Annotated in this window: 14 protein-coding genes, 1 other RNA gene and 1 pseudogene; 9 read left to right on the top strand and 7 right to left on the bottom strand. The window is 47.7% G+C overall.

Features of this window, described 5'->3' with window-relative positions; translation table 11 throughout:
• Window positions 1-47: 47 nt before the first annotated feature.
• Window positions 48-1,610: a protein adenylyltransferase SelO gene (locus VGN67_RS02480; protein WP_327485185.1), complete on the bottom strand. Its 1,563-nt coding sequence runs from the start codon at window positions 1,608-1,610 to the stop codon at window positions 48-50.
• A 213-nt stretch (window positions 1,611-1,823) separates the two neighbouring features.
• Here VGN67_RS02480 and VGN67_RS02485 point away from each other — a divergent pair, with 213 nt between their 5' ends.
• The 8 genes and pseudogenes from VGN67_RS02485 (at window position 1,824) to VGN67_RS02520 (ending at window position 10,496) form a co-directional block, all read left to right on the top strand.
• Entirely contained in the window at window positions 1,824-2,522 is a 699-nt protein-coding gene (locus VGN67_RS02485; RefSeq protein ID WP_327485186.1) for an alpha/beta hydrolase, read from the top strand.
• A 29-nt stretch (window positions 2,523-2,551) separates the two neighbouring features.
• Window positions 2,552-3,442 (top strand): annotated as a pseudogene (locus VGN67_RS02490) (gamma-glutamyltransferase).
• Between the two features lie 44 nt (window positions 3,443-3,486).
• Window positions 3,487-3,633 (top strand): peptide-methionine (R)-S-oxide reductase, encoded by a 147-nt coding sequence (locus VGN67_RS02495; protein ID WP_414717283.1) that lies wholly within the window; start codon window positions 3,487-3,489, stop codon window positions 3,631-3,633.
• Between the two features lie 61 nt (window positions 3,634-3,694).
• Window positions 3,695-4,801, top strand: coding sequence for an amidohydrolase family protein (locus VGN67_RS02500; RefSeq protein ID WP_327485187.1), 1,107 nt, complete (start codon window positions 3,695-3,697; stop codon window positions 4,799-4,801).
• 428 nt (window positions 4,802-5,229) lie between these two features.
• On the top strand, window positions 5,230-5,496 hold the full coding sequence (locus VGN67_RS02505) for a hypothetical protein (RefSeq protein ID WP_327485188.1): 267 nt from the start codon (window positions 5,230-5,232) through the stop codon (window positions 5,494-5,496).
• A 552-nt stretch (window positions 5,497-6,048) separates the two neighbouring features.
• Window positions 6,049-6,318, top strand: a complete 270-nt coding sequence (locus VGN67_RS02510; protein ID WP_327485189.1) for a hypothetical protein — start codon at window positions 6,049-6,051, stop codon at window positions 6,316-6,318.
• Between the two features lie 417 nt (window positions 6,319-6,735).
• On the top strand, window positions 6,736-8,619 hold the full coding sequence (locus tag VGN67_RS02515) for an O-antigen ligase family protein (RefSeq protein WP_327485190.1): 1,884 nt from the start codon (window positions 6,736-6,738) through the stop codon (window positions 8,617-8,619).
• Between the two features lie 218 nt (window positions 8,620-8,837).
• Window positions 8,838-10,496 carry an SBBP repeat-containing protein gene (locus tag VGN67_RS02520; RefSeq protein ID WP_327485191.1) on the top strand — a complete coding sequence of 553 codons (1,659 nt, stop codon included), beginning with the start codon at window positions 8,838-8,840 and terminating at the stop codon, window positions 10,494-10,496.
• A gap of 30 nt (window positions 10,497-10,526) precedes the next feature.
• Here VGN67_RS02520 and ssrA read toward each other — a convergent pair.
• The 5 genes from ssrA to VGN67_RS02545 all read right to left on the bottom strand — a co-directional run bounded on the left by ssrA (window position 10,527) and on the right by VGN67_RS02545 (window position 18,536).
• Window positions 10,527-10,901, bottom strand: a transfer-messenger RNA (tmRNA) gene (gene ssrA / locus VGN67_RS02525).
• A 114-nt stretch (window positions 10,902-11,015) separates the two neighbouring features.
• Complete coding sequence (locus VGN67_RS02530) at window positions 11,016-13,352, bottom strand: TonB-dependent receptor (RefSeq protein WP_327485192.1); 2,337 nt, start codon at window positions 13,350-13,352, stop codon at window positions 11,016-11,018.
• Window positions 13,353-13,436: 84 nt separating this feature from the next.
• Window positions 13,437-14,867, bottom strand: a complete 1,431-nt coding sequence (locus tag VGN67_RS02535) for a TolC family protein (RefSeq protein ID WP_327485193.1) — start codon at window positions 14,865-14,867, stop codon at window positions 13,437-13,439.
• A 54-nt stretch (window positions 14,868-14,921) separates the two neighbouring features.
• On the bottom strand, window positions 14,922-16,289 hold the full coding sequence (locus VGN67_RS02540; protein ID WP_327485194.1) for an HlyD family secretion protein: 1,368 nt from the start codon (window positions 16,287-16,289) through the stop codon (window positions 14,922-14,924).
• Window positions 16,290-16,325: 36 nt separating this feature from the next.
• Window positions 16,326-18,536 carry an ABC transporter ATP-binding protein gene (locus VGN67_RS02545; protein ID WP_327485195.1) on the bottom strand — a complete coding sequence of 737 codons (2,211 nt, stop codon included), beginning with the start codon at window positions 18,534-18,536 and terminating at the stop codon, window positions 16,326-16,328.
• Between the two features lie 374 nt (window positions 18,537-18,910).
• Here VGN67_RS02545 and VGN67_RS02550 point away from each other — a divergent pair, with 374 nt between their 5' ends.
• Window positions 18,911-19,591: a TetR/AcrR family transcriptional regulator gene (locus VGN67_RS02550; RefSeq protein WP_327485196.1), complete on the top strand. Its 681-nt coding sequence runs from the start codon at window positions 18,911-18,913 to the stop codon at window positions 19,589-19,591.
• A 70-nt stretch (window positions 19,592-19,661) separates the two neighbouring features.
• Here the strand turns inward: VGN67_RS02550 and VGN67_RS02555 are convergent, their stop codons facing one another.
• On the bottom strand, window positions 19,662-19,961 hold the full coding sequence (locus VGN67_RS02555) for a hypothetical protein (protein WP_327485197.1): 300 nt from the start codon (window positions 19,959-19,961) through the stop codon (window positions 19,662-19,664).
• Between the last annotated feature and the right edge of the window lie 215 nt (window positions 19,962-20,176).

Here is a 20,176-nt window from a genome sequence, read left to right on the forward strand (position 1 = left end):
GCGTAACTCTATTTTTTTACTATCTGGGCGGCTCTGCGTTTAAGCAATTAAGAACTACACGACAACATCGAGCATCCCGCCTTCTGGCTGGCCCAGTCGGGACGCCGGGCGAAGAACTCATCGAACTTGCTGGAGTAAGGTTCCTTCATGGCCTGCTGCAACTTTACAAACAGCTCATCGTCTCCCTTTTCCAGCCCTTCGATTGCCTGGTGAAGCAGGTAGTTCCGGAGGATAAAGCGTGGATTGCTCCTTCGCATTTGTTCCTGCGATTTTTCCCGCGAGCAGTTATTCATCTGTACCCGTTGCCAGTAAGCAATCATGGTATTAAACAGCAGTTCCCGGTCGGCAGGGTTTGGCTCATGATAAAAGCTTTCACGGAAATGCTCCACCACCTGCTGCTCCGAAGCAACCTCCGGCAGGTCGATGAGCAGTTGATAGAAAATAGTCATGTCGGGGTTGAGGGAAGTAAGTACTTTCTCCACCTGTGCAATGATCTCTTTATCCTCCTCCTTTATTTCATCCAGCCCCAGCTTGTTCCCCATCATGGCGTAGAACTTGTCGTAGAAAATTTCCCGGTACCCATCAAGTACTTCCTGCAACAGCGCTGTATCCGAAAACAGCGGAGCAATGGCACTCGCCAGACAACCCAAATTCCAGTACGCTACCGTGTGCTGCCGGCCAAAGGCATAGCGACGGCCGGGGAGGTCGGTGGTATTAGGGGTAAAATTAGGGTCGTAGTCGTCGACGAAGGAGTAGGGACCGTAGTCGATGGTCAGGCCCAGGATGGACATGTTGTCGGTATTCATAACCCCGTGTACAAAACCTACCCGGAGCCACTCCACCGTCAGGCTGGCGGTACGCTCTACTACTTCTCTGAACCACGCGGTGACGCGCTCAGTACCCTCACCCTGGATGTGCGGGTAGTAGCGGCTGATGGTCCAGTCGACCAGCTTTTTCAGGTTTTCGTCTTCCTGACGGGCCGCCAGCATCTCAAAGTTGCCGAAGCGCAGGAAGCTGGGTGCTACCCGCATGACGATGGCTCCCGGCTCCATAGCAGCATTGCCGTTATAGAACATATCCCGTAGCACCTGATCCCCCGTATTCACCAGACTAAGCGCGCGGGTAGTAGGTACGCCCAGATGGTACATAGCCTCACTCATAAGGTACTCCCGTACCGACGAGCGCAGCACGGCCCGTCCGTCGGCCCGACGAGAGTAGGGGGTAGGTCCGGCACCCTTCAGCTGAAACTCCCAGGAGGTACCATTCGGAGCTTCCCACTCACCCAGGGAGATAGCCCGTCCGTCGCCTAGTTGCCCGGCCCAATTGCCAAACTGGTGGCCAGCGTAGCAGGCGGCGTAGGGGTACATGGTCGGAGTAACCAGGTTTCCGGCCAGTACGGCTACTTCTTCCTCTGTGGTCGGTTTTTCAATGCCCAGCTCCCCGGCCAGTTCCTCCGACCAGGCCAGAAGTTTTGGTTCGCGGACGGGAGTAGGAACAGCTTTACTGTAGAGGACGCCCGGTGTTTGGCGGGGACGGAGGTTTCCGCTATCGTCACCGGGAAAGGTTTCTACAAATTGATTTTTATAGGTTTTTTGCGTTAGACTCTGCATCTGATCATGGGAATTTTAGTAATCCGACTTGTACCCGCATTCAGGTACCATCACTACTTGATTTTAACAAGAGTTGAGCCGGAAAGATTTACCAAGATTGAACATAGCGGTGGCCTGCAAAGAAATTTTTCCAAAATAAAGACGGACTGGCATTAGAATTTTGCGATTTCCGGAGGAATGATATCAGCAATGTGATACTGGACTCATGGGGATATGATTACTGATGAGGAGAAGTACTTAATGGGGCGCTTAACAGCCGGTCCGGTTACCGATCAGCCCAAAGATGCCTATTCAGCCGGGGTGCAATACCTGGGGTTTGATAGCCGGAAAGATGGAAATATTTATGTGCCGGTGGGGTACTGCCCTACGCGTCCGGCCGCTTTGGCGGTAATGCTGCACGGTGCCGGCGGTACGGCCGAGCATGGCATTTCTTATTTGGGAAAATACGCCGATGACCATACTATTATTCTGTTGGCTCCGGCTTCCCGGTCTTCTTCCTGGGACATTATTTCCTATAATTCATTTGGGCCGGATGTAGTCTTTATTGACCGGGCCCTGAACCTGGTCTTTGAACGGTATGTGATAGACACCTCACATATAGCAATTGGCGGTTTTTCCGACGGAGCTTCCTACGCTTTGAGTCTTGGCCTTTCCAACGGCGACCTCTTTACCCATGTTATCGCTTTCTCGCCAGGTTTTGTATATACAAAGGAAATGACGGGCAAACCTTCGGTATTTATTTCACACGGTACCAAAGACCCCATTCTTCCGATTAATCCCTGCAGTCGCCGGGTTAAATCTCAATTGGAGCGACTGGACTATAACCTGAACTATACCGAATTTGAGGGGGAACACGATATTCCAGCCAACATCTCCGGGGGTGCGGTTGAATGGTTTATAAAAAGCCCCTGAAACAAAGGAATTCATAACTCCCGGTCAAATTGTTCTTCCATTTCCCGAAGTACCGGATTATCTCCATGCCACCTCCTTCCAGCGGAGGCATAGCGCTTATCCAGCTCCTGACCATTACTTCGGGTTATCCGGTAAGGCAGTGGGGATATAGGTCAGTACAAACCACCCACCTGAAGATTGAGGCCGAAAGACGCGTTTACGCCGACCGGGCCGTGCATTTGGGCGATCCCGATTTTTATAAGGTACCCGCCGACGGTTTGCTGGATACCTCCTACATCCGAAGAAGGATGGCCGGCTTCCAACCCAAAAAAGCAACCGATAGTGATGAGGTTTCGGCGGGAACATCGGCTCCCCCCGAAGGCCCCAATACTACCCACTTCTCCATTATTGACGCCAACGGCAATGCCGCGTCGGTAACCACTACCCTCAACAGCAGCTTTGGTTCCAAGGTATTTGTGGCTGGTGCCGGCTTTTTACTGAATAACGAAATGGACGATTTCAGTGCCAAGCCGGGAACTCCCAACTCCTAATTGCGCCCGGTAAGCGTATGCTCAGCTCTATGACCCCGACCATTCTGGATAAAAAACGGTCACCTGTTTATGGTAGTTGGAAGCATGGGCGGCTCCACCATTATTACCACCGTGTATCAAATCATCCTCAACGTAATTGCCCACGGTATGCCTATGCAGGGAGCTGTCAATGCCGGTAGGTTCCATCACCAGTGGCGTCCCGACTGGGTACTTTCCGAATGGGGCGCGCTTGGTTTTGGTACGGGGCTGCGGTTATGGTTAATGGGACACAGGATTGCCCCCAAAGTCAGCGGTGGCATAGGCCGCGCCGCCGGAATCCGAGTACTGCCCGGCGGCAAGCTGGAAGGAGGGGCTGACCCGCGGGACGAAGATGCTTCGGCGGGTTTCTGACTGTAAAAACCTATGCTGCACCGGATTGAAATTATCAAATGGAGATGCTCTGCAACCTGTGCCGCTGGCACCTGGGACACTTTTTTTCCGATGGCCCCGAGCCTGCTGGACGGCGGTACTGTATCAATTCGGTGAGCCTGATTTTGCGGGCCAGAAAGGAGGAACGGGCATTCGACAATAGTAGTAAGTAGCAACTACCCTTCCGGGTGTTTTAGTAGTATTTCTCTACCCTTTTTCCTTATATTCTAAATTATGAAACTTAGTAGCACCGCTACCTCCTGCTTTCTAACGACTTCTCTGCTAGTTTTTTTTGCGCTGGCCTCGGTGACTGATGGTCAGGCCCAGAATGCACAGGATCTTAAGCTGAAAAATTACCGGCCCGTCTCTATTTACAAGGTGCCTCAATCCCGGATTGCCAAGGCCAGGTACCCGGCCATTGACCTGCACGCCCATGATTACCCAAAAACCGACGCGGAAGTAGATGCCTGGGTAAAGACCATGGACGCCGCCGGTATCTCCAAATCGGTGGTTCTTTCCTACGCGACCGGGGCTGCCTTTGATGCCATTGCGAAGAAATATACCCGCTACCCGGACCGGTTTGAAGTATGGTGTGGCTTTGACTATACCGGAGCCGACCAGCCCGGATGGGAGCAGAAGGCGGTAGCGGAGCTAGTACGATGCCATAAAATGGGAGCCCGTGGGGTGGGCGAACTGGGCGATAAGGGGTTGGGTGAATTGTACTCCAAGCCTACGCCCGGCTATGGCATCCATATTGACGACCCGCGTATGAAGCCTCTGTTGGCGAAGTGTGCCGAACTGCGGATGCCCATCAGTATACACGTAGCGGAAGACGCCTGGATGTACCAAAAGCCCGATTCGACCAACGACGGCCTGATGAACTCCGCCAAGTGGAACGTGGATATGAGCAAACCCGGTATCCTGGACCACGACCAACTGGTGGGTACTCTGGAAAATGCCGTCCGGGATAATCCCAAAACAACATTTATCGCCTGCCACCTGGCCAACTGCAACGCTGACCTTACCGTGCTGGGCCGGTTGTTTGACAGGTACACCAATCTTTACGCGGATGTTTCTGCCCGTTATGCTGAATTTGCTCCTATTCCCCGCTTTGCCGGGGCCTTTATGGAAAAGTACGCCAATCGCATTGTATACGGTACCGATATGGGTACTTCGGCGGATATGTACCACACTACGTTTCGTATCCTGGAGTCGGCAGACGAGCACTTCTACGAACACAACCGCTTTGGCTACCACTGGCCCCTGTACGGGCTGGCGCTCTCTGACCCAACGCTGAAAAAAATATATTCAACCAATGCCCTTAAGCTACTGGCGCGGTAGAGCTGCGAAATTCCCAATTATTCCCACCCGGTTCGGTAACAATGTGTTGACCAAAATCAACGAAATTTTTTCTACAGCCACATCAGGGGCCTGTTTACACCATTTTCAAGGAAAAATTTTTGGCCCGCTGGTGATAGGATTCCCCACTATATGGTACACAAGCCATTGAATGTCAAAGGGGTAGTTTGATTTGTAACTCATTGGAACTGTGATTGAACACTAATTGGTACATTTATTTTATATACCTAACTGAAAAGGGGGTTCACCTCTCGTTCAGGAGGGACTTTATGTCTGAAAGTACCAAATGAATCCCGATTGAAGGAGCCCTAAAGGTAAGACAGGTGGGAGTTGTTTATGGAGATACTCCCCTTACTGAGCAAATGGTAAAGTACGAGTAGCAACTAATATCCACATAAATAAAAAACAGCATGAAATTACCTCATGAACTCCAACCCGGCGACAGGTTTTATTACCGCCACAGCATTGGCGAAGATGTTAAACTCTGGAAGGTAGTCGCCACCGGCCTCAACAGTCTGATAGCAACCAGTGAGCATGTTTATAGTAACGTGCCCCTGTATTACGACCAGATGACGGAACCTGACCGGCATTTTTGTTACGTTGCTACCCAGCCCGGAATATTTACCTTAATTCGGTCCGCCTTTAGTCCAAGTCATTCTGACAGGGAAGTAGCCTAAATATAAAACGGACCTATTACATGAAAAAAAATTACTTGCAGCAGGAAAAATAATTATTCTGTGATGTTGAAAAGTTCAGTTAAGCAACGATAATTATTTTTAAATTCCAGACCAGACTATCGAGATAAAGGAATTTCTGCCTTCATTTTAGAGGGACTCTATGATATCATAGAGTCCTTTTCTTTTGTGAAAAAATTGTACTTTTTCAATTACATCATATCTATCCAATTTGGGGAAAAATATGGATGTTCCGTTACGCAAGATAAAAAAGTAATTAAAAATAATTTATAAATGCTTAATTCTGAGCAACGCATAGAATGGGCACGATTTTTATATAGTTATATTTTATTAAATTACTACCGTTTGCTAAATAGTAGCATTTGTGAAAATTTTAATAAGTGAAAAAAAGTCCGAAGGTCCGATTAAGGCTGACCCCCTGCTATGAATAATTATGGAGTCCGTTAACCATTTGAAAAAACGGGGCGGTTTCTGAAAAGCCATACGAGTAGGAAAATCAGTAAGTATATATTCACAATACAAAAAGCTAGAATTATGAAAAAGTTAATAAACACACTAAGCCTTGTGGCTATGATTTCCATTGCATTTATTTCTTGTGAGAAAGATCAAGTTGCGCTAAATCCACAAAATGGTCCTCAGAAAAATCTTTCTAATGCCCGGGGAGGACCAGCCGGTATGGTTACTATTTGCCACAACACCGGCAGCGGTTCACATACAATAACTATAAATGCGAATGCATTGACTGCCCATTTGAATCACGGGGATAAGGAGGGCGGCTGTGATATGAATTCTACTCCCAAATAATTTGCTGATAGATTAAAAATGCCGGACCTAGGTCCGGCATTTTTTTAAACCAGGCACAAAGCAATTTTGTGTCCGGGGCATTATTGCCTATCCAATTCTATTGCTTCAGTAGCTATTCCTATTTTTTCTTCTATGTGGACATTGGTTTACAATCGATTCTTAAGCTATGCGCAGGCAATTTTACTGCTTGGTTTAGCCATAGTTATGTTAACTCCCTTACTTGATGATTCAGAAATTTATTTTGGAAACCGAGTGCCAAAGTACCTTTTTTTTTCTTTCCTGACTACCTGCTGTTCTTTGTTTCTGTTTATAATAAGACAATCTTTTCCAACCATCCGATATAATTTTCTGAATGTTTCATTTTTGCTATTTTACCTGACGATTTGTATCAGCCAATTGGCTGCCTATGATCAAAATATGAGTCTGAATTCAACCTTTGAGCGAATGGAAGGATTTTGGTACTATACTGCGCTGTTAGTATTCTTTTTTATATTTTCAATTGTAGAAATTAAGCAGCAACAGTGGCATTTTATATTTATTATTTGGGTAGCTGTCGCGGTATTTGTTTCTCTAAAAGGGCTATTGTTTGAGTCGGGTTTTGATGAAGGTTACCGGATGGTATCCACCATGGGCAATGCCTCCTACCTTTCCCATTATCTGCTCAGTAGCCTTCTGCTTTTAGTTTTTCTAATTGATCGGCAAGCCTTTAAAAAGTACTATTTTCCGATACTGCTGAGTTCTGTAATTTTACTACTGGGTATTTTTTATACTTTCACCCGCACTACCTTTATCGGTATTGTTTTGGGTGGAATTGTTTTCCTGCTTTTTAACCAGCGTACTTTCAACTTTTTCTTATTGCTAAAAGTGAAGCGTGTACAAATGCTGCTTGTGATAGTAGCAGTGACAGGTAGTATTTTTGGCTATACTTATTTTCAGCGCCTCTTGAATTCGGTACAAACTACCAATACGTTAACGGACAGGTTCAGGCTGTGGGGAATTGCGCTGTCTGGAATAAGGGAGCGGCCCCTACTGGGGTGGGGTACCGACAATTTTCCCTATGTATACGAAAAGTATGTAGCCGGTTTTATACCATCGAGTGGTCTGTGGTACGACCGTAGTCATAATGTTTTCCTCGATTGGTTTATTAACGGAGGCTTACTGTCCGGTATCGCCTACATTGTTATCTGGGCTCTACTCCTGCGCTACATCTGGAAGACAACTTTGACGCAAAAACAAAAAGCTCTGTTAACTTCCTGGTGGTTCATAGCTGTTTTTTACCTCTTATTTAATATTGACTACCTTGCTAATTGGATTTTTCTGTTCCTGATTGCCCTTTTCGTGGTTAATCATTTGCCTGGTCGGGAACAACAATACTTAAAGGAACGATGGAAAATTAAAACGGTATTTTCCTTGTGTATGGTTGGGGGCTTACTGGTATTTTTTCAAAGTTTCCTGCCTACTTCCTACGGCTACTATCTTGCCCGACAATACAGTTTGACGCATAACGCAACGGATAAGTTGGAATTGACCAGAAAAATGATGCAACTGGAAAGTCCGGTTAATTACAACCTGACCAAATCAGTTGTTGATTATACCTACACAGTCCAGAATAGCGACCTTTCTTCCGATTTTATGGAGGATTACGGCCAAACTGCATCGGCCTTTGTTGAATCGGAAATAGGAAAGCGGCCACCTTCGGTGTACCTTTTATACAAAAAGGCGGGTTTGGAAGCGGTTCTTTTAAAAAACAAAGATGCTATTAGTACTTATAATGAGCTGCTTAAAATAAATCCTAACTATTCTTTGGCCTATTTACGAATTGGATACCTGTACTTTATGGATAGTCAGTTGGAAAACGCCATCAGGTACTTTTCCCAGGCAGAAGCAGTATCACCAGAGATGACGGAGGCCAGCCTCATGAAATTAAGGGCTCAATCCCGGTTAAATCCAGACTATGATTTTGAAGTTGAATTGAATAAACTCCCTGGTGAAAAGCTGACTGACTTCGCCTACCTGGTAGGTAAGCTTTTCAGAGAAACCAATAAATTGCCCGCGTATTATGTCTGGATATGGAAAGGGGGGTACTATTCTGATCAGGCTCCTACGCCGCAGGTACTATTCGAATGGGCTACCTGTGCTTATGAAGTAGGTGGTGTCAGCGAGTTAGAACAGGTTTTACTTGTTTATAATACTACTTTTCACTGTTCTCCCCGGTTTTCTGCGGAGGTACTCGAGCTGGCTAATAAGGGTATTGACCCTTCATCTAAACTACTTGAATACCAGCAGTATTGCGAAGAATAGGGTAGGTAGAATTTAAACATGAATCCGAAGGCTGATGATTGGATTCTCAATTTACCTACCGTTGAATAAAATTTTGGCCAGCCCTGTAATTAATTCTAAGATATTACGCTTTCTTGCAGCTTTATATTTATACCCTCCCCTAAAGTTACATGCTGAAACATTTCTACCGCGTACTACTAACCTGGTACGCTTGTATCCTGATTAATTCAGGGTCTTCCATGGCTCAAATTAAACTGGGCGAAGGTATGGGAGTGCCTAATCCTTCCGCAGTACTGGAGTTGGAAAGTACCAATAAGGGTTTTCTGCCGCCCCGCCTGACTACTACCCAACGCGACTCCATGCAGGAACCAGCCAATGGCATGGTCATCTATAACACTACCCTTAATTGTCTGCAACTGTACAGTGCCAGTACCTGGACCTGCCTGGCCAAAACGGAGTCCGCTGGCACCTATCCTCCTCGGTTAACCATTGAAGCGATAGAGGCCTTGCCTTCACCGCAGCGAGGAGACTTAGCCTACGATCTTACCTTCGATTGCCTTCGGTCATTTAATGGAAGTAAGTGGGTATGTAGTTACAAGGATCCTGAGGATAATAATCCTGAAGAACTTGCCTGGCATGTTGGTGGTACCGATAGTGACTTTGCAAACAGAATAATTACTGATAAAAATGAAAATGTTTATATCATTGGGAATTTTAAGAACGAAATTTCCTTTGAGGAAACCAAATTACTTACTGCAAGTGGAGCACAAGGGGTCTTTATTGTAAAGTATAATAGTCTTGGAAAATTAATTTGGGCAAAAAAAGCTGGGGAAGCGGGTATTATAGAGGGAAGAAGCCTGGCAGTGGATGAGCAGGGGGGGATTATTTTTACAGGCATTTTTTATGGGAATGCCACTTTCAGTCCTTCAAATATTACATCTGTCGGATCGGGAGATGTGTTTGTAGGTAAACTTTCTTCCCAAGGCGACTTTGTTTGGGTCACACAGGCAGGAGGTCAAAATACAGATTATGCCTTAGATATTGCAGTTGACAAACATGGGAACTCCTACATTTGTGGCTATTTTATTGGTCCAACAAAATTTGGTGAAACTAACCTTAATATATATGGTGGTTTGGATATTTTTGTTGCAAAGATAAATAACGAAGGTACGTTTTTATGGGCAAAAAGTGCAGGTGGGAATTTTGAGGATATAGCGAAAAGTATTACTGTAGATAGTAATGGCAATGTCTATTTGACAGGAAGTTTTTCAGATTCGGCTAGATTCGGGAGTTCAACCCTTTTAAGTAAAGGCTCAAAGGATATATTTATTTGTAAATATTCTACCGAAGGAAATGTGAATTGGGTAAAAGCAGCTGGTGGTAATAGTGTGGAAGGCGGAAATGGTATAACATTAGACATTAATGGGGATATCTATATAACAGGACAGTTTTACGAAACAATTTCTTTTGAATCCAATTTTTTAACATCCCAGGGTTTGGGAGATATTTTTATAGCTAAATACAATTTAAATGGAAATCTTTTGTGGGCCCAGCAGACGGGAGGCAATGGATTTGACTTTGCAAACAGTATAGTTGCTGGAACGAATGGAAGGATCTATATTGCTGGGTATTTTACGGGTGCTACCACAATTGGTAAAACCAGCTTAGTATCTGAGGGAGAAAGAGATGTACTTGTTTGTAGTTTTTCAACTAATGGTAATCCCATTTGGGCGAAAAAAGCAGGGGGGGTATTTCTGGAAGAAGCTGTCGCCATAACTATTAGTATAGGAGGGAATATTTACACTGCAGGTTATTTTTATAGTAGCACCACCTTTGGTAATACAGTCTTTAATTCCTTTGGGGCAAGTGACTTTTTCATTAGTAGGTATAAAGATTAAAAAAAACTCCCGCATAATTTGCGGGAGTTTTTGTGGAGATGGAGGGATTCGAACCCTCGTCCAGAACAGGCAAACCCTGCGCTTTCTACATGCTTATCCGTGATTGGATTGTCGGGCTCGGACAGGGTTCACGGCGGACCTTCGTCAAAGCCTTAGGTACTTGGGTCTCGTCGGTTTTCCGTACCACTATACCGACCAGCACTGCATTTCGACGCCCCTTATTCCGTTCGGCAATGCGTGGACCGGAGGGACGATGGCATTCGTCTAATCTATCAGATTAGGCGGCCATAGCGTATGAAGCTTCGCCTATTATTGTTTGAAAGGCATTGATTAACGGGAGGTACCCTCAACTCCCGACATGCTTACACACAGACCTTGAACCCGCTGTCAAAACCAGTCACCCCCGTTTTGAGAAGCAATCAGCGGTAGCAGGTCAACACTACCGCCGGGTTGCAAATATACTACAATTTGCGCAGTCCGATGGTTCCGGATAGTATTCTATTTTTCCGGGTTTTCCAATTAAAATTCCCAGCGATAGCTTAGTACCGGAATTAGCCCTAATTGGTACTGCTGTACTACCTGCTGCTGCCAGATGTCGTAGTAGCGGAAGCCTTCGTTCTGAGTGTTGGAGGCGTTCTGAATATCAAGCGCCAGGGTACGGCTGTACTTTTCCTTATTCTTTTTCCAGTAAATACGCAGGTCCGGCCGGAAGTAGTCTTTCAGTTTTACGGTAAAGGCATTGTTTACCTCGTATACGGTCGTGCGCTCGCCACGGGAAGATTCGAGATTTATGGGGGTATCCCGGAAGCCACCATACCACAGGATACGGGTGTTGATTCCCCACAAGCCGTTGCCGTTCGTTTTGAACTCCCTGCCCCCGGTAAAGCTGAACGTATGATTGCCGTTGAAGCGGGTATTGCGCCGAATGCCGTCCCCACCTACATAGGTAGCGTTGTACAGGGAGCCCGAAACCTGCAGGTACCACGCTTCATTCAGAAACTTCTGGTACGATACTTCCAGGCCCACATTGCGGCCGGTTCCCGCATTCTTCAACTCCTGATCAACGTAGGTTTCTATCAGATTCAGGGTGGAGAAACTGGGCAGCACCCGGAAACTGACCGCCGGAGAAAGCGTTACCACGGGTACATCGTACAATTCCTGCCAATAGGCTTCTATTTTGAGGTTGCTGTTCTGGCTGAAATTATACTGATAACCCGCCACCAGATGGTGCGCTTTGGTCAATTCCAGAAATCGGTTGGGGCGTTCGTACCGCTGGGTATTACTATTCTTGATGGCCAGGTACACCTGGGGTTGCTGCAACTGACTATGTAACCCATAGGAAAGACTAAATACCTGACGTGGGCTGGCCTGCCATTGTAGTGAAGCCCGGGGTTCCAGCGATTGGGTCTGGTTGTAGGTATAGTTGAGGTAATGCAATCCCAGGTCAGAGGTGAGGTTAGGAGTGAGGTTCCAGCGCCAGGAGAGGTAGGGCTGCACTATAAGTCCCTGCAATTGTCCTTCGGCCAGTACCCGTCCCGCCGACAACAGGGCATCATCCTGGTAGGTCAGGAACAGGCCGGATTTTACCAGATTCCGTTCATTGAGCCGGTGGGATAGGGCGGTACTGAAAGAAAGCCTGGTTTTGTCAATCCTATCCCTTTCAACCAGAAACCGGTCGGCCGGGTTGGTTATGGAGTGAACGTACCCCTCGCGGCGGCTGCTGAGTGCCGAGGTTACGGCCACGGTGCGGAGGCCGGTACGGGGCCCGAGGGACAGGGTATGGGTCATACCCAAAGCACCCATTTTATTGGTGTAGTCAATATCAAATCCATCTTTCTGTACCACCCACAGGGCCGTATCGGGTTGGGATTTGAACGTATTACTACTGATACCCCCAATCCCGAAGATGGTAAATTCACCGGTTTTTCTGGTGGGAAGGGTTATATTAAATGAAAGGTCCTGGTAGCGGATATCTTCACCCCCAAAGTCAACACCCATGGCGCCCAGCAAGCCGGTGAAAGAATAGCGGTAGTTGGCCAGGTAGGAGGCCTTTGATTTTTTGGAAAACGGACCTTCGGCCGCCAGGTCAAACCCGATTAATCCGGCCTGGGCGGTAAACTCTTTTTTTTCGTTGTTTCCGTTACGAAGCTTCATGTCCAGTACTCCCGACAGGGCATTGCCGTATTCGGCGGGAAAGGCACCGGATAAAAAATAGGAAGTACCTAAAAGCTGGGTACTCAGGATATTCACGCCCCCGGCCGTCTGGGTGGGGCGGTCACTGAAAGTACCAGCGTTGGTCAGGTGGTTAGGATTAACAATCTCTACGCCTTCCAGCCGCCACTGCATTCCATTGGGAGAATTTCCCCGGACTACCAGCCCATTGGCCTGGTCGTTGGAAACGGCTACGCCCGGAAAAGAAGTAGTAACCCGGGCCGGATCAAGATAGGTGGCGGCGTAACGGAGGGTTTGCTCCATGGTTATGGGCTGAATACTATTCACGGCCACCGGGCGGGTGGTGCGCACGGTAGCTTCCTGCAACTGGGTGCTGGAAGGGCTTAGTTCTATTTCAAGTACCTGCTCTTTTCCTGACTCAACCAGAATCTCGGAGATAGTGAGTGTTTGGTACCCCAGGTAGGAAACCTGAATGCTGTAACGCCCAACGGCCAGGTTATCGAACCGGAACTGCCCCTGTGGGTTAGAGGTAGTACCGGTACCCGAGGGGCGGAGTAGGATGGTGGCGTTGGTTAGGGGCTGGTGGCTTTCGGCATCGGTAATCTGCCCCCTTAGGGTAGAGGTAACCGATTGAGCCCAGGCGCAGGAGGTACTTAAAAAAATTAACAGTAAAAGGCGGTACATTTTTACGAATAGCTTAGATAGAAAGGCAAGGTTGCGGGTTTACCCCGCAACGAAGGTAAGACTATTCCTAAAATTGCAGAAAACTTACTGCTGCCAATCGGCCATTCCGGCGGCAAAGAGCAGGGTGGCCAGCGACTTTTCGTATTTGGTTACCAGCGATTCTATTTTTACCCGTAGTTCGTTGAGCTTGGCTTCCCGGGCATTGACCAGAAACAACGAGCTTTCGCCCAGGTTATATTTTCTGATTTCCCCACTGACCAGGAGCTGCTGATTCTCGACCGCTCTGCGCTGTACCTGAATCTGATTTTCCAGCAGTTTTACCTCATTATAGGAAATAGTAATTTCATTACTTACTTCCCGCTGGGCCTGGGTAAAATCCAGATCATTTTGCAACTGTTTTATCCGAATCTGCTGCAGCTTGCCCCGCTCCTTACGGAACAACAGGGGAAAGTACAGGTCAATTCCCAGCTTGTAGTTGTCATCCAGGTAAGGCAACCCGGACTTGGTTTCGCTGCCGTTAAACGACAAGCCCCGGTACAGGGTGGAAGCGTTCAGGTTTATGGCAGGCCTCAGCATTTCCCGTCCCAGCCGCTCGTCTATCCGGAGTTGTTGTCTTTTTATGTCAAATTTTATCAGGTCAGGGTGACGCTGACGGGCCAATTGTACCAGCTCATTGAGGGTACTTTCGTCAAGTATTCGGCCCATCGATTGCTGCGGGATGGCATCTTCGGGTAATTCCAGGGGAACCAGGCCCCGGCCCCACAGGTGATTGGATACTACCAGCCGGGCATTCTGCAGATCCATAGCTGCCTGGGTGAGCTGCACTTCACGGTCCTGTAAGGTAACCAGGGCCTCGGTGGTGTCAATGGCCGGAATATCACCAATACTGGCCCGTTGCCGGATAGCATTGAAACGGGTATCGGCCAGTTGGTAAAAATCCTGAATAAGCTGAAACTGCTGGTAGGCAAAGTACCAGTTCCAGTAGTCTTTGGCGGCGGTCAGGATAATTTTGTTCACCGCTTTTACCCGGTCCGCATCGGCGATATTCTGAAACAGGGTGGCCTGCCGGAGGGTGGCCCGACGACTATCAATGAGCAGCCCCTGCCCCAGAGGAACCGTAAGCCCCAGGTACGTTATTCCTTCCGGCCCTGTCCGGATGTCGTCGCTGAGGGTTACCCCTACGTTACGGTCGTAGCCTACTTTGAGATCGGCACCGCCCAGCCAAACCGGCACTTTCAGGAAAAAATCACTGCGGTTGAAGTACTCTAGATCCTTATAAACCTTCCGGTCGAAGGTACCCTGAATGGAAGGATCCAGGCCTCCGCGAGCGATAAGCAGGTCCCGACGCGCACTCTCAATGATCAGGTCACTTTGCTGTACTACGGGGTGGAAATCAATAACCTGTTGGTGAAATTCGCGGTAGGTAAACACCCGGGAGTCAGCGGGAGTCTGAGCCTGGCCTATTTTTCCAAATAGTAGTACTACTACCCAAAGCAGTTGTCTATATCTGAACATAGCTATTCGTCTATTTTATTGAGCCGGGCCGACCAAGGCCGACCTGTTGAATTGTTATTTCTTGCCTTCCTCCTGGGGGGGCGCACTGATCTTATCCAGCTGTTTCTGGTTCAAATCCGGCGGGAAACCGTTCAGCTGTCGCCATAATTCGTACCATACGGGTACATTATTGAGCATTACCCAGCCGTATACACCCGACCCGATCCGGATTACCTCGGGCCAGTCTTCCCCTGTTTTCGGGCGAACCAGCATGCGGTACTGACCGGTGGGGCTACTTACCTGGTCAACTACCTCCACAATTCCACCAAAGGTACCAATGGAAGCATTGGGCCACCCGGCAAACTGCAGGGCGGGCCACCCGTCAAATTCCAGCCGTACCTCCCGACCTATGGTGACCAGTGGTACATCGGTTGCCCGGATATACAATTCAACCGCACGTTCGGGATTATGGGGTTGCAGAGTAGCTATGGTTTCGCCTTCTTTGATATTCTCCCCAATTCCCGCTTTCATGGTTCTGACCACATAGCCCCGTTGCGGCGCTCTTACCACGTACCGGTCCTGCCGCTCTTCAATGCTGGAGAATTTGTTGTTTAACTTCGAAAGTTCCGACTGGGCCTCGGCCAGGCTGGAAACCGCGGAGCTACGTTCTGATATGGCCTTGGAAATCTTGTCCTGGTACTCGGCCTGTAAGGATCCCAGCTCAAGGCGAGCATTAATAAGTTCCTGCCTCGAAATGGCGAGTTTATTTTCCTGAGAAATAACCTTGGCCTGGTCTTCCTGCAACTTAAGCCGTCGGGTTTCCAGGTCAGTCAGGGAAAACAAACCGTCGCGGTAACCCAGTTCATACCGTTCGAGGCGGGACTGAGCTATCTGGAAATTGGTACGCTGGGCCACCAGGTCGGTGCTGTCGCTGGCTACCTTCAACCGGCCCTGGTCTACTTTATTACGGGCTTTCTGAAGGCTGAGCTGAAGGCCCGACCGCAGCGCCTCTATCTGCTGATCCTGGGCCTCGAGTTTGGCTTCGTAGCCGGATATCCCCGCTCCTTTGGCGACAATTTGTTCCTGCGTGCGAGCCAGTACCTGCGGATCGAGGTACTCGTCCTTTACTTCCGACAGCATCAGTAGGGTATCCCCGGCCTGCACCAGATCACCTTCGTTAACAAACCATTGTTCAATTCGTCCGGGAATAGCGTTCTGGATATTCTGCGGACGATCGGTCGGACTAAAAGCTGTTACGCTGCCGGTACCCCGGATGTTCTGCTGCCAGGGCAGAAACAGGGTGACCAGCAAAATGATACAAATGATGAGCATCATTCTTGCAAACCGCTTACCGGTGCGGGGGGTACTTAGGGTACTTAGGGCCTGTAAATTGTATTTTTGTACTACTTCATCGTTAACCCGATGACGAGATATATTAAGCATAGTGGTTCTGGTTATGGACTAACAGCGCCCTCCTGACTAAACCGACGCGGTTTCCTGTAGGACCAAGTTCTGAAAAATAGCGTTCTGGTTTACTTCCCGGTAGCTGCCAAAGGCAACAATATGGCCTTCCTGCAAAACCATGACCTTATCGCACAGCTTCATTTTGGCCGGATTATTAGAAACGATTATGAGCGACCAGGGGTTCTGCTTGTCGGTCAGAAAGCGTACAAGCCGCATCCGCTCAGGGCGTTCGAGGCTTTGAAGGTCATTGATCATCAACAGGCGGGGCCGGTTTATGATGGAACGGGCAATGGTAACTTTGGTAATAAAGCTTTCCGAAAAACGCCGTCCGCCCGGTACCATAAGAGTGTTAATTCCCTCCGGTTGTTTGCTGATTACCTCGTTGAGTTTTAATGCATTTATAACCCATTCGAGGTCGGCCATGGTAATGCTACGGCGGCCCAGGGTAATATTTTCCAGAATGCTACCTTCAAAAATGTCATCGTTGTTTACATTTTTTTCAATGTAGGTACGCAGGCTGGCAACGTTCAGGTCGCGCAGTGAAATACCGTTGTACATGATTCCCCCCTCGTAGGTGGTAAGCAAACCTGAGAGTACCTTAAGCAGCGTGTCTTTGCCCGATCCGTTGGCACCGGTAATACACAGGCTTTCTCCGGAATGGAGAGCAAAGGATAAATTTTTCAGGGTGTACTTATTATGATCTTTGTACTTGTAGCTGAGGTCCACTACCTGTAACGCCATACCATTAGGGGAGCCGGAAGGGGTAAAGCTGAATCCTTCCTCTTTTTCCAGGGGCAGGTCGGTTACGGTCCCCAGCTTTTCCACGGCGGTCAGTGCATCAAAAATAACATCAATGCTCTGAATCAGTTTTTCGACCGAAGTGGTAAGGAGTAGTATCACAATCTCCGACGCTACAAACTGGCCCAGGGAAATTTGCCGGTTAACTACCAGTACCGTACCCAGAATCAGAAGTCCCCCGATTACGGTAGTTTTAAACCCAACGGCGTTCCAGAAAAAAGTGAGCAATACACTGAAGTGCTTCTTGCGGTAGTTCAGGTAGTTATTCACATAGCCGTCCATTTTTTCAACGGGCAGGTTTGACGAACCCGCCAGCTTGAACGAGTACAGCGACCGCGCAATATCTTCCAGCCACTGTACCACCTTGTACTTGTACTTCGACTCCACCAGGCTGGTTTCCAGTCCTTTTGGTCCGTTGAAATAGATAATGATGGCTAAAATACCAAACGTGATAAGCCCGAAAGCGATAAAGAACGGATGGTAAAAGGACAGGAGCAGAATCCCGAAGATAATCTGTAGGATGGCCCCCGTAATTTCAATCAGGATTTTGGGAAGTGCCTTCTGTACCGTAATAACATCAAAGAAACGGTTCATTAGCTCCGGTGGATAGTACCCAAGCAGGGCATCGGTCCGGATGCGGGGAACACGGAAAGTAAACTCGTAGGCGGCTTTGGCAAAAACCCTTTGCTGTAATACCTCCACCAGCGTCACCTGATAGATTTGTAGAATACCGGTCAGCAAAACGCCCAGAATCACCAGCCCCACCAGCAGGTACACCGAGCTGAAAATCATCCCGCCGGAGATTAGGTTGATGATGGCCTGGAAGCCCAGCGGCAGAGAAAGGGTAATGATTCCAATGACAATGGCGTACAGGTATATATAGCCAATATCCTTTTTCTCATTGATCAGGAGCCGGTAAAGCCGCTGTACGGGCGTCAGTTTGGTTTCGGGAAGGTTTGGCTTGGGTTGGTCACTTACCAGGGTTTCCATCGGGAAAGCCGTGAAGTACATAACCTGACCGTTTTTATCTGACTCGGGCGTATCCTGAAAAACCACCGGTTTACGGGCGGAAGCAGCAGCGGGGGTAATGCGACCAGGGGCTTCAATCTGCTCGAGCAGGGAATTACCCTTTACGGTTTTACCCGCAATGACCGGCACTATCTGCCGGCCTTCCTGCTCGAGGTACATAATGGGGTAGTTGGCTTCACTTAACAATTGATCCAGCTTTTGCGGAGCAATATGGCTGCTAACCACCGTCAGGTTGTACTGGTTGGCGATAGAAAGAAAGTCGGTTACAAAGCGCTGTATCTCATCAGGCTCATAGGAAATATCATAAATTCCGTCGGGAATCGGATGCGGCTTACCCGTTCCTTTCCCAAGGGCCTTACTAAGTTGGCTGCAAATGGTATGAATGAGTTGGGTATTCATTATTAATGGGTAGTAACGAAAAAAGTCCGGTTTTTTTTAAATATAGGGAATTCAAATTTTACAAAGCCTCTACTAAGGGTACCTGGGTGAATTGAAGGAGCTTGTTCAACCTAAATTCCTTTTTATTTAAATTCAGTTATTTGTACCTCTCAATATCTAAAATTAACGACACTTTCCTGATTCTTGCGGTTTTTTGCGACTTCCTCCGTATCAAGGAGTGATTGCAGGGTCAGTGATATAATTACGGGGCAAAGATATATATACTTTTTAAAATGATAGTATCACTATCATAAAAAATTAAATTGCTATTATCTTTGATAGTATATATTGAAACTGTACTACCTTTGCTATTCTTTCCACCAAGCCATCCACCAATGGAACTACTAATTAGGATAAAGATGAACGAAAACCTTTTTCTGCGGGACCCCGAATCCACAGAACTGGGCAGGAAAATTGTACGGCAGAGTATTCTCCTTATCCAAGAAATGGGTTTTGAAGATTTTACCTTTAAAAAGCTGGCTGTCGCCATACATACCACCGAGGCGGGTATTTACCGGTACTTTGAAAATAAACACCGGCTGCTGGTGTACCTGGTAACCTGGTACTGGAACCTGCTTGAATACCAGGTACTTTTCCAGATCAACAATCTGACGGACTCCGAGTTACGAATCAGAAAGGTGATTGAACTGCTTTCCAGGGAGATGGAAGAAAGCCTGAGTGGGAACGATATTGACTACAAAGCGCTGTACCAAATCGTCATTGCGGAAAGCAACAAAGTGTACCTCACCAAAGACGTGGAGGCAAATAACAAGGCGCAGCTTTTCAAACCCTACAAAGACCTCTGTGCCCGCATTGCCGACCTATTTACAGAGTTTAATCCGGGCTACCCCTTTCCTCGCTCCCTGGCCAGTACCCTGCTGGAAATGGCCCACTTCCAGTATTTCTTTATGAATCACCTGCCTTCTCTAACGGATTTTGGCAAGGAAAAGGACACGACCAAGCTGCATGAGTTTCTGGAGGTACTGGTATTCTCCAACATCCGGAACGGGAAGTAATCCATAAAAATAAAAAGGGCCATCAGCTTTTACCGTAAAAGCTGTCGGCCCTTTTTACTAAGAAAAGCAATCAGATCGTCAGGCCGTAAAGCAGCCCATTGGCACCTAACAAATAAAGGGCTTCAATAAAAAACCGCCAGTCGGAAGATTTAGAAATAGGAGCTATTTTATGGAAATACACAACCACCGCCCGGCTGACTTCCCACATAAGGATGGCCGAAATAAAGGTAAACAGGAAATTATTCCGGACTCCTGCCCAGCTAAACGGAACCGTTCCCGCCAGCATTTCACTACTGTAAAACCCGAAGCGGAGTGCAGTTATTACTGCAATTCCTAGTATGCGTACGCGGTAGTTATCAACGAGTTTCACCTGCTACTTTTTTGTGGTGGTTAGTGATACAAAATTGGTTGTAAGTTTACGACCTGCCAATAGTGCCTTTACTGACATTGCAGAAATGATTCATCACTGGTGGAATTAGGGGGCTGAGTCGTAAATTAACAAGGTATGGTCCTTAGGGAACACAACTACTTACTATCCATAGAAAAGACGGATAGGGATATTTAGATACTTCCTTGTAGCTTTGC

Source organism: Telluribacter sp., assembly GCF_035998675.1.
Classification (GTDB): Bacteria; Bacteroidota; Bacteroidia; order Cytophagales; family Spirosomataceae; genus Telluribacter.